Here is a 12,257-nt window from a genome sequence, read left to right as displayed (position 1 = left end):
CAGAAATCCGTAACGGAGCTGGTCCCGATTCAGTCGCATTGACTTACGGCGATACGTGCTCACATGCTGGCCACGTCCTTCGGTGGTCTTACCGCCGCACCATGAAGAGCGGAGCACTCATGCGACAAGGCACCGGTCATCATCGGTGGCGGACCTTCTTCGTCACCGCCGCGACAGTGGTCCTCACCGCCGCCGGCGTCACCGCCGTCACGCCGCCGGCGGCGTCGGCGAAAGCGGCCGTCGCCCTCGCCCCGAGCAGCGGATGCGGCAAGGCACCGGCCTTGACCAGCGGTTCGCGCTCGATCCAGGCCAACGGGAAGAACCGCAGTTACATCCTGCGGATCCCCGACAACTACGACAACAACCGCCGGCACCGCCTGGTCCTCGGGTTCCACTGGAACGGCGGCACCGCGGGCGACGTCGACTCGGGTGGGACCAGTGGCTACCCCTGGTCGTACTACGGGCTGCGGGCCCTGTCCGGCAACAGCACGATCTTCGTCGCACCGCAGGGTCTCAACAACGGCTGGGCCAACGCGGGCGGCGAGGACCTGCTCTTCGTCGACGCCATGCTCGCGCAGATCGAGGCCGCCCTGTGCGTCGACACCACACAGCGCTTCGCCGGCGGCTTCAGCTACGGCGGCGGGATGAGCTACGCCCTCGCCTGCGCCCGCGCGACCGTGTTCCGCGCGGTCGCGGTCTACGCCGGTGGACAGCTCAGCGGATGCACCGGCGGCACCCAGCCGATCGCCTACATCGGACTGCACGGCCTACGGGACCCGGTCCTCAACATCTCCCAGGGCCGGGCGTTGCGGGACAGGTTCGTCCGCAACAACGGCTGCACAGCGCAGAATCCGCCCGAGCCCGCGCAGGGCAGCCTCACCCACACCGTCACCGCCTACTCCGGGTGCCGAGCCGGATATCCGGTGACCTGGGCCGCGTACGACGCGGGACACACCCCCGGCCCGGTCGACGGGTCGGCCGGCGACTTCGAACCGGGTGAGCGTTCGTGGACCAGGACGGTGGTGTGGAGCTTCTTCACGCAGTTCGCCGGCTCCGACCCCGGACCCGGGCCTGGGCCGACCACGTTCCGGCTGCGCAGCGAGTCGGCCGGCAGGTGCCTCGACGTCAGCGGCGCGGGTTCGGCCAACGGCACCGCGACGCAGGTCTGGGACTGTCACACCGACGCCAACCAGCAGTTCAGCCAGAACGGGCGCGAGCTCCGGGTGATGGGCAAGTGCCTGGACCTGGCGCCGAACGCCGCCGCCGGCACCCGGGTGCAGATCTGGGACTGCAACGGCGGCACGAACCAGCAGTGGAACGTCACCGGCAACGGCACGATCAGCAACGCGCAGACCGGGCTCTGCCTCGACGTCACCGGCTCCGCCGCCGCGAACGGCACCGCGGTCGTCGTCTGGGGCTGCCACAACGGCGCCAACCAGCGCTGGGCCCGGGCCTGACCGGCGGCATTGAACGCGGGCCTGACGCCCTCCTCGACGCGGACCGCAGGAACGCCGCCACTCTCCCCACCCGGCTGTTGCCGGGCGTCGGGGTGCCGGCGTTCCTCCGTCAGCGCCGTTACGGTCAGGGGATGCGCCTGGTCAAGACGATGGAGCTGGGATTCACGGGAGCGCCGAAGTACACGTCGCCATCAGGCGAAAATGTCCGGTCGGCCCGTCCCGGAACCTTTACCACGCCACCATAGCTTCCTGTTTCTATCCAATACACGCCAACCTTGTTGAACTCGTTCGCGCCGAGATTGAAAAAGCAGATCTGCGCGCCACCGATCAGATGAACCTTGACGAATGATGCATCACCGCACGGGACTTGGGCGGCAGATGCCGGGCTGGTGACGCTCAACGTTGCCGCCAAGGCGGCTATCAGTACGCCGAAACTGGTGAACATCTTGCGCACGAAACACTCCCGTATGGTCTCTGGTGTGATTGCGCCGAAACGGCCTGGCCCGCGGCAGTCCGGCTCCGAGTGCTCGCCCGTTGAGGACGATGCGGCTCAGAGCCGTATGCGATGGTGCGTTCGGAGCAGAGTCAGCCCCGGATGATCAGCAACAGCACGTCAGCGACGATGCCCGCCACCCGTTCCGGCACGCCGAGCCCGGTCAGGTGCGCGATGAGGCCGGCCCGATCGACCCGCTGAGCCTCCTCGAGGAAGTCAGCGATGCTGTCGGCATGCTGCCGGATGGCGGCGCCGGCCTCCGGGCTGACGGCACCCACAATGGTATTCAGCAGCACGCCACCCTGCCGCAAGGCGTTGATGACGACCTGGAGCGGGAGGTCGGCCGCGACCATGGCACCAGTCTCGGACCCGGTCGCAGAGATGGTCGCCCCGGACACCACGGCTACCGTTTCGGCGGGCGGTGAGACCGACGCCGATGCAGCAGCCGGGGCGACTGCCATGGCGATGGTGCAGGCGCCGGCCGCGGTGAAGGCGATTTTTGCGAGAAGTTTCGAGCGCACGAATTGGTTCCTTTCACGGAGGAGGGGATCCTTCGGGATCTTGCTTCCCACACGACCGCCGACCGCTGGAATGCTGCAGCTTGGCAGCAATCGGGCCGGTGAGAATCACTCGGCTTCCGGTTCTGATGCCGCGATGCCCGCCGTTTCATTGCCTTCTCCGTTTTCTGACGGCACGACTCAACCGTGTACACGACTTGAAGTCGCCGCCGGACTGCACGGCTGCACGGAATATTTTTTCCAATAAATAGGCCATCCGGCTGCATGGCGCCGGACTTGCGAGATCAGTCGCCGTCTCGGCTCACAGTATCCCCACAGAGCCTGCACAGGATCACGATCCGGGTTGCCCAGGGATTGAATCCATGACAATGTCTTCATTCGCATAGATAGATGAGCGTCTATCAGTGGATCTTGCCTTTCGGCAGCTTGCGCACCAGTTCACTTCGGATGGAACAGCGAAGTAGCTCATCAGTAGAGGCGGCTCAATAAACACACGACATAGCCGCAGCAGCGTGCTGCATGCCGCACCCATCACATGTCGAAACGGGGAAAGTTGATGGCCGACGAGCCTGACGAGACGAACTTCGAGGTGTTCGCACAACGAATCCGGCGCTGGCTACGCCATGAGGCTTACGGCATCTGTGGCGACTGGCACGAGGCTGAGGATCTTGTCCAGATGGCCTTGTTGAAGATCTACCGCCGATGGTTCCGGCTGCACCGGCACGCCGAGCTGAGGGCGTACGCCCGGCAGGTGATGGTGAGCAGCTTCCTGACCGAGCGGCGCCGTTCTCGCTGGCGACACGAGGTCACGACCGCGACGACGGTCGACTGGGGGCAGGTGTCCAGCGGCCATCGCGCGATCGAAGACCGCAGCCTTCTGGTAGCCGCGATGCGGCAGCTCGGGGCCCGGCAACGAGCCGTTCTTTCGCTGCGGTTCATCAGGGATCTCAGCGTCGAGCAGACTGCACGGCTCCTGGGATGCGCACCCAGCACCGTGACCAGCCAAACCGTGCGTGCCCTGGAGACGTTGCGCCGCACGCTGCAATAGCTTTCGCCACTCGGCGGACAATTAGTTGTCGGTGAATGCAGTCTCGCAGCGGCCTCGAGTTGTGTACCTGGCAAGGCCCCGGAGGCGACGTGCCGCAACAACGGCAAGCCGCTCCTCCGTAACACCGATGCTCGCGGCCTCTCCCGGGACGCCGGAAAAAGACGCCGAGCAGCTGTCTCAGCACCACGTCCGTATTCCGGTACACCCCAGAGGGGACAACTCATGCTCCGCAGAAGTCTGCAGGTCTTCTTCATGATGCTCACTGCCGCCGCGATGCTGTTCACCGCCGGCACCGGCGCGTCAGCCTCCGGCAGCGCCGCCGTCGCCAAGCCCCCGACCAAGACGGTGACCGTCAACCTCGCCGGCGTCCCGGCGGCCGGTTCGCCGCAGGTTCGCCAGATCACCCAGGCCTTGCAGGCCGGCCAGCGGGTCGTCCTGAATGCCGCTGACGGCGGGTCAGCGACCGTGTCGCTCAACAACGGTGTGATCGATGTCGTCGCTGCCGGTGGCGGAGCGGCCTCCACCATCGACGGGCGCGGCTGGTGCGCGAGCTCGATCGCCACCGTCCTGTTCGGCATGGGTGCCATTGCCATCGGGGCACTCGCTGTCGCCTCCGGCGGCGCCGGCGTCACCATCGCCGGTTACTTCATCACCACCAACGCCCTGTACGGGGCCGCGGCCGTCGCCGGCAGCTTCTCGGCCCTCTACGCCTTCATCGACAGTAAGATCTGTAAGTAGAAGTCCTCGAAACACCTGGGTCCACGGTGCGCGCCTCGGCACCGTGGACCCAGGTGTTTTCATGCTGATGAACCCGTGTCAGTGGACGCATCGGACAACATGTCCTGCAAGGCCTCGGCGTGTGCTCGGAAGGCACGCCGACCGTGCGAGGTCAGCGACACCCACATCCGCCCCCGGCGTGACACCCCGATCTCACGCCTGGTCGTGATGTAGTCAGCGATGGTCAGTGGGGCCAGATGCTTGCTGAGCACCGAGTCGCTGACTCCGAGCGTGTCGCGCAGGGTGCTGAACTCGATCGCTTCGGATGCCGCCAGCATCGCGCAGATCCGCAACCGGTACGGCGCGTGAATCAGTTCGTTGAACCCGGTGGCGGAACTCATGACCGGGTCACTCGCGCGCCGACAAGAGCGCGCCGCCAGGAGATCATGCCCACGGTGACCGCGACCGCCGAGACCGCAGCCAACCCCGTCAACCACCGCATCTCGAAATGCTGACCCGCCAGGCCGGCGGTGAACACTGCGAACAACAGCGCGGTCCCGGCGCAGACCTGGACCAGGGACCGACGGCTCTCCCGGGGCACCACACCTGCCCGGACCGGAGTGCCGAACACCACCAGGGCACCTGTCAGGTAGACCACCGTCGCCATCACCAGCACCACCGAGTTCTCCACCAACAACGCGGCGACCGCCGCGCCCATGACCCCCGCCACCACCCACTGCGAACGCGTCACCCACGCCTTGTCCAAGCGATCGGCCACGGCGGCCTGCTCCTGCCGGATCACGGCCAGCGCCTCTTCAGCGCCTTTGTCGTCTGTCATGAGGACAGCTCCAATCTTTCCGTGCCGGAAACTTATCACTTTCCGTCATGGAAAGAAAGGATGTGGCCGGGACTCGAATCAAGGTGGGGGTAACGCGTGGAGAACCGCGGTGAGCATCGGCGACCCTCAACCGGTCCGGCACCGACGCGCGGAACTGCCGGCCCACCAGATCGGTGCGGGCCGGCGGCCGGGGTCCTGCCGTGTTGAGCCGCCGCGACGCCGCGCCGCGCCCTGCCGTTCCTGCTCGCGCCTGGGCCCTGTTTCGCAGAGGGGCAGGAGCGAGGTGCGGCGGCCCTGGCCGAACGGGGGGTCGGCCAGGGCCTGCTCAGCCGCGCGGTTGCCAGCATCGCCGCCTTCTCTGCGGGGCCGCGCCTCAGCAAGTTCGAGGCCCTGCGGTCGTGGCAGGAGCGGGCTTCCGGCTCAGCCGTCGAGCTGGATCGCACGGCACACGCTCGACGTCTCTGCCCGTGTACACAACATGCACCCGCGGAAAGACTGCATCGGCCGGCGGCCTGATGAGAAAAGGCAGACGCGTGAGCCGGGGCCGCCGGAGCGACGTCCTACATCAGTTGGCGGCGCAGGTTTTCCAGGGCACGTACGGTCTGGCTGGTCACCGTGCTGGGCGCACATCCCAGGTACTGTGCGGTCTGCTCGACGCTGAGGTCTCTGAAGAACCGCAACGAAAGCACCGCTTGCTGACGAGCACCCAGTTGAAGCATCGCGCTCACCAGCAGGCTGCGGTCCTCGATCGCCTGATAGGCGCCGCAATCCTGGGCCCGGTCGACCGTCGTCGCGGTCGTCATCTCGAATCGCCAGCGCGAACGGCGCCGCTCGGTCAGGAAACTGCTCACCATCACCTGCCGGGCGTACGCCCTCAGCTCGCCGTGCCGACGCAGTGCGGCCCAACGGCGATGGATTTTCCACATGGCCATCTGAACCAGATCATCGGCTTCGTACCAGTCACCGCACAAGCCGTAGGCCTCATGGAGCAGCCAGCGCCGGATCATCCCGGCGAACTCCTCGAAATTCGCCTCGTTCCCCTCACCGGCCATCGGCCGCCCCCACTCCCCCCGTGCTATCGCTCCTCGGCGTGCGGCACGCCCAGGGCTGCGACCAGCTTCACCAGCTCCTCATCACAGAAGAACCAGTCCTTGCACTGCCGATCCTTCATCCATCTGAATGAGCCGTCCGTTGGCGTTCCCATCCCGGAATCACGCAGGCGGCACGGGTAGATTCCGCCGGCGCATTCCGTGGCGGACGCCGGGGGTCAATACGGGACCCATCGCCCGCCCGAAAGAAGTCATCGCGCAGCCGAGCACGTTCATCTGGGCCTGCGGCGCGGCGGCAGCGAGCAGAGCAGCCGCGAATTCACCCACACTGTCGTTGATTCGCAGGAGCGCGAGATCGCCGTCGGGGTAACGCATACTCAGCATCTCCGGCGCGGGCCCGAGCATCAGCTCGGCACCGAAATGGCGAGTCATGCTCAAGAAAACACCAGCGAGCGCGGCGCTTCTCTCCGCGCGATCGCGGCGGAGAGCGCCTGCGCTGGCCAAGTGCAACCCGTCAGCCGAGACGAGGACGACGCACCGGAGCGCCGGCACCTCCTTCAGGAGCCTGTCGAGCATCCGTTGAACACGACCCACGGGAACGTCAGGTGGTTCATCTGGATGGATCATGCTGCCGCCCTCCAGCGAGAACAGTTGATGTCTGCGCGGCGCCGAGCCTCCTGGCATGCGGACGGTGAGATGCCTAGCGCAACACTGCAGTGTCCGGCGCCTGATCATAATTCACTACAGTGCTGCGATTGTCGCAGCATAGATTCATACACGCCGATAGCAACAGGGGTGCGCGAAATATTCACTGTCAGTTGCCGCCACGGGGACGTCACGGCGCGCGCGCAGGACGGCCCAAGCGGTTCATGCGGTGCGACAAGCGCCGCCTCAGCGGTGCGCGGCAGCCGCCGGCATCCTCATCCCGCCGTTCGGGCCGGAGCTACCGGTTCTCCTCGCCTGCACCAGCGTCCCGCCTGGGGGCACGTTCCTTGTCGATCAGGAGTTCGACCAGATGGGCGATCGCCTCCACCCCCGAGCTGCTCAAATTCAGCATTCGAGTCGCCAGCCGATCCACGTCGGCGCGTTGCATGGTGCGGTTCAACGCGACCAGGCTGCGGAGCTGATCGAGCTGCTGCTCGATGCGCTCGGCAGCATCCTCATCGGCGGTGAAGTAGGCGACGGGTACGCCGAAGAACTTCGCCAGCGCCTCGGCATTCTGCAGGGTCGGGTTGTCCCGCTCACCTCTCAGCAGGTAGCCGATGTAGGACGGCGAGAGGCCGGTCCCGGCCGCCACTTCGGCGTTGGTGAAGCTGTCCCCGCCCTCCGACTTGACCGTCTCCAGCAGGTACCTCAGCTTCTCCGCCAATGTGCGCGCCATCGGATCGAGCTCCTCTCGCCGGGTCCAGTATCAACGCGGCCAGGCCGATGGCGCCTCATACCAAAGATCAATTATTGGCGGCAACTCTTGATGCGGGAGTCACCAGAGGACTTCGGTCAGGAGGGGACGAGGCAGCCGAGCCGAGTCGCTCTGAGGAGATCCCAGGACGGATTACAACGAGTACCCTCAATGACCGATATAGACGTCGATGGAAGCGACTAGATAAAACGGGGCGGGCTGGCGTGGATGAACGAGACCTGATCCACCGATCGGAGAGCAGTTTCCCGGCTACCTTGCCGTTTCCGCCCGCGCTGCCAACCGTCCGGAATCCCGCGCCGGTCCACGCCGACCGCAGCCATGGCGGAGCCCGGTGTCCACTCGCCGCGGTCAGCACTCAGGGATGACGATGCCGACCAACACGCATGCCGTCGTGATCGGCGCCGGCATCGCCGGTCTCTGCGCTGCTCAGGGACTCGCCGACGCCTATGACCACGTCACCTTGATCGACCGCGACCCGTTGCCCTCGAGTGCCGTTGCACGACCTGGAGCGCCACAAGGCCGGCACGTACACGCCGTACTCGTCTCCGGGAGCCGTGCGATACAAGAGCTGTTCCCCGGTCTGGTGGACGAGTTCATCGCCGATGGGGTACCCACCGGTGACCTGCTGGCCGATGCCCGCACCTACAGCGGCCGCCATCGCCTGGCACCGGCACCCAGCGGTTTCGACGGCATCTACATCGGCCGTCCCGACCTGGAGCACCGCCTGCGTAACCGGCTCTGCCAGCGATCGAACGTCGCCGTCGTCGAGCGGTCCGTCGTCGGTCTTGCCGCGTCACCAGACACGGCTGCTGTCACCGGAGTACGCACGACCACCGCTGGAAGCACCCAGGAGCAGTTCCTCGAAGCCGACCTCGTGGTGGACGCTTCGGGCCGCACCTCCCGGATGCCGCAGTGGCTCACTGACATCAATCACACTCCGCCACCGGAGCAACGACTGCGCATCAATGTCGCCTACAGCAGCTGCACCTTCTCCATGCCCGACGACGTCATCGATCACGATCACGGAATCTTGATCACGCCGAGCCCCGGCAACCCTCGCGGTGCCGGACTCATCGACATGGGTGACGACCGGTGGCTGGTCTCGCTGACTGCCTACGGCGACACACCGCTGCCGGTGGAGCTCGGCGCCTTCACCGAATTCACCCGGCAGTTGCCCGTGCCCGACATCCATCAGGCATTGCTCCGAGCGACACCCACCGGCACCCCGGTGCGGTACCGCATGCCGGAGGCCATCCGGCGCCACTACGAGAAGTTGCGCCGCTTCCCGGACCAGCTCGTCGTTGTCGGAGACGCCGTCAGTGTCTTCAACCCGATCTATGCCCAGGGCATGAGTGTCGCGGCGCGGCAGGCCCTTCTCCTGCGCCGGCATGTGCAGAAGCACGGGCCGCATCGCTTCCCTGACCTGCGCTCGAGTATCGCTCGGGCCGCCGGCCCGGCATGGACCATGTCGACCAACCACGACCTGCGCATGCCCTGGATTCGCGGGCGCCGCACACCGGCGGTCCGGCTGGGAAATGCCTACCTCGCCCTGCTGCATCAGGCGGCCGCCACCGATGCCACGGTTGCCCGAGCCTTTCTGCGGGTCGCCAATCTGCTCGCTGCGCCTACCCACCTCGCACGGCCGTCGATCGTCTGCCGGGTCCTGATCGGTGCGGTGTCTGCGCGCCGGCGGCCTTCGCCCGGCAACACGACGCCCGGCACAGTGTCGCCCGCTCCGCACGAGACCACATTCCGCGACGGGAGCCGGTAGGAATCATGCGCCCGAAGGAAGCACGCCACCGCTGCCAACAGATCATCAACGAACTCGATATTCCGCGGCCGTTCGACCTGCGGGAATTCTGTGCGCGCATCGCGGCCACCCGCGGGCGGCCCATCGACCTCGTTCCCACGGTCATGCCGCTGGACAGCCCCACAGGAATCTGGATCGCGACCGGCGGGCGCGACTACATCCTCTACGAGCAGAACACCGCAGCCCTGCACCAAGAACACATCGTCGTGCACGAACTCGGGCACCTTCTCGACGACCACGGCGGGTCGGGACTGCTGACCTCCGACGCGGCGCAGCTGCTGCTGCCGGATCTCGATGCCCGCATGGTCAGCCGCATGCTCAAGCGCACCGCATACTCCGACGAGCAGGAAGTCGTCGCCGAGATGATCGCCACCATGATCTTGGAGGCGGCGAACCGGTGGAAACCACTGGCCGAGTGGGAGGCGCCTGCCAGCGGTGCCGGCACTCGGCATCGCATCCACCTGACCGTCGAATCTTCCTCCGAGCGGTGGCCGCAATGAGGGCTGCGGTCTTCGTGCCCATGGCCGTCGGTTACGTGATCTTCCTGGCACTGAGGATCAACAGCCTGCGGCAGGATCCGTACAATCCGTTTCTCAGATCCATATGCGTGGTGCTGGCGCTGGCAGCCATGGGGGCCTGCGCCGGCATCCCCGCCGTCGCGACGGCCCTGGAAACCTCCAGCGGCATAGTCGCCGTCTGGATCCTGGTCCCGGTCACTGCCGGCTGCGCCGCGCTGTGGTCGATGTTCCTGCTGTGGGCTCACCCGCTGCCCGAGGCGGTACGCAAGATCCGCGTCGGCCTGGTGTTCTACGCGCTTGCCATCGGCGCCATCATCACCTTGGGCCTCGCAGCTCGTGGCAGCGTCACCGCCGAGGAGATCATCCGCAACGAGCAGGCACCCGAACCGTTGTGGGCCGTCACACCGCACATCCGGGACGCATATCTGATCTACGCCGCCGCTCTTGGTTTCACGTGGGCGAACACCGCCATTCGCGCGATCTCCATAGTCCGGCTCGTCGACCGTCGCTGGCTACGGCGAGGCATGTGGACCATATTCATCGCTAATGTGCTCTTCTTCCTCTACACCGCATCATCGGCCGCCTACTTCATCAGCGTTCGGGGAGGCAGCGAAATACCCGCGCTGCGAGCCATCGGCCTGATCGCGGCGGGCTTCGCAGGCATCCTCAGCGCGATCGGCGTCGCCCTGCCGACCGTCGGCCCGCGGTGGGAGCGCCTGCGGCGGTACCGGCGCCTGGAACCGCTGTGGGCGGCTATCTACCAGGCCGTACCGCACATCGCCCTCGAACGGCCGTGGACGGCCGGCATCGGTGGCTGGAATCCTTGGCGGTCCGACTTCCGCGTGTATCGCCGGGTCATCGAGATCCGCGACGGCATCCTTGCCCTGCGGGCATACTTCGACCCTGAGGTGGGTGCCCTCGCCAGGCAACTCGGGCAGGCCGCCCATCAGACGGGGCCCGACCTCGACGCAACCGTCGTCGCTGCCCAACTGGTAGCAGCGATCCGCGACAAGCAGCACGGTCGGTCACCTCACCGGCAGGACATCACCGACGCCCCACCGCGCTCGGGAGGACACGATCTCGACTCGGAGATCGACCTGCTCCTTCCCCTCGCCGACGCGTTCGCCAAGTCGCGGATCGTCAGAACGGCAGCAGCACATGCCTCGCTGCCCGACAGCGGATCATCGCCAGCGCGCTGACGTCTCCGCACCGCACCGCCGGCCGGATGGCGGCCGATGACGGAGCGCTCAGCGCCCGCAACCGCGATCATTTTACTTATTCATGACGGTCGTCAGATTTTCTTGACACTGTGTGCCCGCTCGCTGGACCATGACGGCACACGAGCGGTGTGGTCCACATCACTCACCAGCCCCGCTTCCCGGCCCGCGCCGCCCAGGAAGGGCTTGTCGATGAAGAAGGTCACCGCTCTCGCGCTTGTCGCCGGCGTCACGATCGCCGTCGCCGGATGCACGGACTCCGATGCCACCACCCCGTCCCCGGAATCCGGTGCCGAACTTCGGCAGGTGCGCGTGGCAGCCCTGCCCATCACCGAGACCGCCGCGCTGTGGGGCGGCATCAAGGCCGGAATCTTCGCCGAGCGTGGACTGCGGGTGGAGGTGCTGCCCGCTCAGGGCGGGGCGCAGGCCATCCCGGCACTGATCAACGGCGACATCGATTTCGCCATCGGTCAGCCGTTCGGCCCGTTCCGCGCCGGCCTGCAGGACCTAGGGGTCGTGATCATCGGCAACTACGCCTCGTCCTATGCCGAGGGTGACGACATCAACGCCGTCATCGCCTCCGCGAAGTCGGGCATCAAGCGGCCTGCCGATCTCGCCGGGCGCAAGGTCGCGGTGAACAGCCTCGGGGCGGCCGGCGACGTCACGATCATGGCGTCGGTCGAGAAGGACGGCGGCGACCCGAAGGCGATCGAGTTCGTCGAGGTGGCCTTCCCGGACGCCCCGGCACAGCTGGAGGCCGGCAACATCGACGCCGCGTGGGTGCCCGAACCCTTCGTCACCCAGCTGCGCAGCCGCGGCGACACGTTCGTGGTCGCGCCGTACCAGGCCACCGTCCCCGGGCTGGCGACGCTCACCACGATCACGTCGACCACGCTGCGCGACACCGATGCGGCGCTGATCGCGGACTTCTCCGCGGCCATGAAGGAGACGCTGCGGTGGGCGCAGGACCCGGCCAACGAGCCGGCCGTCCGGCAGGCCGTCAAGGACAACCTGGAGCTGCCGGACGCGGTCGCCGAGTCGGTGCGGCTGCCGGAGTTCGGCTGGGAGATCGACCGGGCGGACCTGGAGTCGCTGGCCCGACTCGCCCAGAAGTACGGCGTACTCGATCGCCTGCCCGATCTTGATCGTCTCGTCCAGCAGCAGTGACCGGC

14 protein-coding genes are annotated in these 12,257 nt (G+C 66.7%); 7 read left to right on the top strand and 7 right to left on the bottom strand.

What is annotated here, in order from left to right; genetic code table 11:
* The first annotated feature begins 119 nt into the window (after positions 1-119).
* Entirely contained in the window at positions 120-1,457 is a 1,338-nt protein-coding gene (locus AC0NH5_RS24735) for an RICIN domain-containing protein (protein WP_474407986.1), read from the top strand.
* A 124-nt stretch (positions 1,458-1,581) separates the two neighbouring features.
* Here the strand turns inward: AC0NH5_RS24735 and AC0NH5_RS24730 are convergent, their stop codons facing one another.
* Together AC0NH5_RS24730 and AC0NH5_RS24725 are read right to left on the bottom strand one after the other, a co-directional pair.
* On the bottom strand, positions 1,582-1,911 hold the full coding sequence (locus tag AC0NH5_RS24730; protein ID WP_474407984.1) for a hypothetical protein: 330 nt from the start codon (positions 1,909-1,911) through the stop codon (positions 1,582-1,584).
* Positions 1,912-2,042: 131 nt separating this feature from the next.
* The gene (locus AC0NH5_RS24725) at positions 2,043-2,522 is read right to left on the bottom strand and encodes a hypothetical protein (RefSeq protein ID WP_474407982.1); all 480 of its coding nucleotides are present in this window, start codon (positions 2,520-2,522) and stop codon (positions 2,043-2,045) included.
* A 502-nt stretch (positions 2,523-3,024) separates the two neighbouring features.
* On the opposite strand from AC0NH5_RS24725, the gene AC0NH5_RS24720 reads away from it, so the two are divergent.
* Both AC0NH5_RS24720 and AC0NH5_RS24715 read left to right on the top strand, forming a co-directional pair.
* Positions 3,025-3,516, top strand: a complete 492-nt coding sequence (locus tag AC0NH5_RS24720; RefSeq protein ID WP_474407979.1) for a sigma-70 family RNA polymerase sigma factor — start codon at positions 3,025-3,027, stop codon at positions 3,514-3,516.
* 222 nt (positions 3,517-3,738) lie between these two features.
* Positions 3,739-4,254 (top strand): hypothetical protein, encoded by a 516-nt coding sequence (locus AC0NH5_RS24715; RefSeq protein ID WP_474407976.1) that lies wholly within the window; start codon positions 3,739-3,741, stop codon positions 4,252-4,254.
* Between the two features lie 59 nt (positions 4,255-4,313).
* Here the strand turns inward: AC0NH5_RS24715 and AC0NH5_RS24710 are convergent, their stop codons facing one another.
* From AC0NH5_RS24710 to AC0NH5_RS24690, 5 genes are all read right to left on the bottom strand, one after another.
* Positions 4,314-4,634: a transcriptional regulator gene (locus AC0NH5_RS24710; protein ID WP_474407973.1), complete on the bottom strand. Its 321-nt coding sequence runs from the start codon at positions 4,632-4,634 to the stop codon at positions 4,314-4,316.
* Complete coding sequence (locus AC0NH5_RS24705) at positions 4,631-5,071, bottom strand: hypothetical protein (RefSeq protein WP_474407971.1); 441 nt, start codon at positions 5,069-5,071, stop codon at positions 4,631-4,633. The genes AC0NH5_RS24710 and AC0NH5_RS24705 overlap by 4 nt, the downstream gene beginning before the upstream one ends.
* A 560-nt stretch (positions 5,072-5,631) precedes the next feature.
* Positions 5,632-6,123, bottom strand: a complete 492-nt coding sequence (locus AC0NH5_RS24700) for a sigma-70 family RNA polymerase sigma factor (RefSeq protein WP_474407969.1) — start codon at positions 6,121-6,123, stop codon at positions 5,632-5,634.
* Between the two features lie 159 nt (positions 6,124-6,282).
* A complete protein-coding gene (locus AC0NH5_RS24695; protein WP_474407966.1) occupies positions 6,283-6,747 on the bottom strand; it encodes a roadblock/LC7 domain-containing protein in 465 nt (154 codons plus the stop codon).
* 316 nt (positions 6,748-7,063) lie between these two features.
* Positions 7,064-7,501: a helix-turn-helix domain-containing protein gene (locus AC0NH5_RS24690; RefSeq protein WP_474407963.1), complete on the bottom strand. Its 438-nt coding sequence runs from the start codon at positions 7,499-7,501 to the stop codon at positions 7,064-7,066.
* Positions 7,502-7,901: 400 nt separating this feature from the next.
* On the opposite strand from AC0NH5_RS24690, the gene AC0NH5_RS24685 reads away from it, so the two are divergent.
* From AC0NH5_RS24685 to AC0NH5_RS24670, 4 genes are all read left to right on the top strand, one after another.
* Positions 7,902-9,311, top strand: coding sequence for an FAD-dependent oxidoreductase (locus tag AC0NH5_RS24685; RefSeq protein WP_474407960.1), 1,410 nt, complete (start codon positions 7,902-7,904; stop codon positions 9,309-9,311).
* Positions 9,312-9,316: 5 nt separating this feature from the next.
* Positions 9,317-9,850 (top strand): hypothetical protein, encoded by a 534-nt coding sequence (locus tag AC0NH5_RS24680; protein WP_474407957.1) that lies wholly within the window; start codon positions 9,317-9,319, stop codon positions 9,848-9,850.
* A complete protein-coding gene (locus AC0NH5_RS24675; RefSeq protein WP_474407955.1) occupies positions 9,847-11,067 on the top strand; it encodes an MAB_1171c family putative transporter in 1,221 nt (406 codons plus the stop codon). The genes AC0NH5_RS24680 and AC0NH5_RS24675 overlap by 4 nt, the downstream gene beginning before the upstream one ends.
* A gap of 210 nt (positions 11,068-11,277) precedes the next feature.
* On the top strand, positions 11,278-12,252 hold the full coding sequence (locus AC0NH5_RS24670) for an ABC transporter substrate-binding protein (RefSeq protein ID WP_474407953.1): 975 nt from the start codon (positions 11,278-11,280) through the stop codon (positions 12,250-12,252).
* Positions 12,253-12,257: the final 5 nt, after the last annotated feature.

This window comes from Actinoplanes sp. 13 (assembly GCF_056134165.1).
The sequence above is the reverse complement of the archived record's forward strand: the minus strand, read 5'-3'. Positions and strand labels throughout refer to the sequence as shown.

Coding starts and splice junctions, on each gene's coding strand:
- AC0NH5_RS24735 (WP_474407986.1), top strand. CDS start 120: ATGCGACAAGGCACCGGTCATCATCGGTGGCGGACCTTCTTCGTCACC.
- AC0NH5_RS24720 (WP_474407979.1), top strand. CDS start 3,025: ATGGCCGACGAGCCTGACGAGACGAACTTCGAGGTGTTCGCACAACGA.
- AC0NH5_RS24715 (WP_474407976.1), top strand. CDS start 3,739: ATGCTCCGCAGAAGTCTGCAGGTCTTCTTCATGATGCTCACTGCCGCC.
- AC0NH5_RS24710 (WP_474407973.1), bottom strand. CDS start 4,634: ATGAGTTCCGCCACCGGGTTCAACGAACTGATTCACGCGCCGTACCGG.
- AC0NH5_RS24705 (WP_474407971.1), bottom strand. CDS start 5,071: ATGACAGACGACAAAGGCGCTGAAGAGGCGCTGGCCGTGATCCGGCAG.
- AC0NH5_RS24700 (WP_474407969.1), bottom strand. CDS start 6,123: ATGGCCGGTGAGGGGAACGAGGCGAATTTCGAGGAGTTCGCCGGGATG.
- AC0NH5_RS24695 (WP_474407966.1), bottom strand. CDS start 6,747: ATGATCCATCCAGATGAACCACCTGACGTTCCCGTGGGTCGTGTTCAA.
- AC0NH5_RS24690 (WP_474407963.1), bottom strand. CDS start 7,501: ATGGCGCGCACATTGGCGGAGAAGCTGAGGTACCTGCTGGAGACGGTC.
- AC0NH5_RS24685 (WP_474407960.1), top strand. CDS start 7,902: ATGACGATGCCGACCAACACGCATGCCGTCGTGATCGGCGCCGGCATC.
- AC0NH5_RS24680 (WP_474407957.1), top strand. CDS start 9,317: ATGCGCCCGAAGGAAGCACGCCACCGCTGCCAACAGATCATCAACGAA.
- AC0NH5_RS24675 (WP_474407955.1), top strand. CDS start 9,847: ATGAGGGCTGCGGTCTTCGTGCCCATGGCCGTCGGTTACGTGATCTTC.
- AC0NH5_RS24670 (WP_474407953.1), top strand. CDS start 11,278: ATGAAGAAGGTCACCGCTCTCGCGCTTGTCGCCGGCGTCACGATCGCC.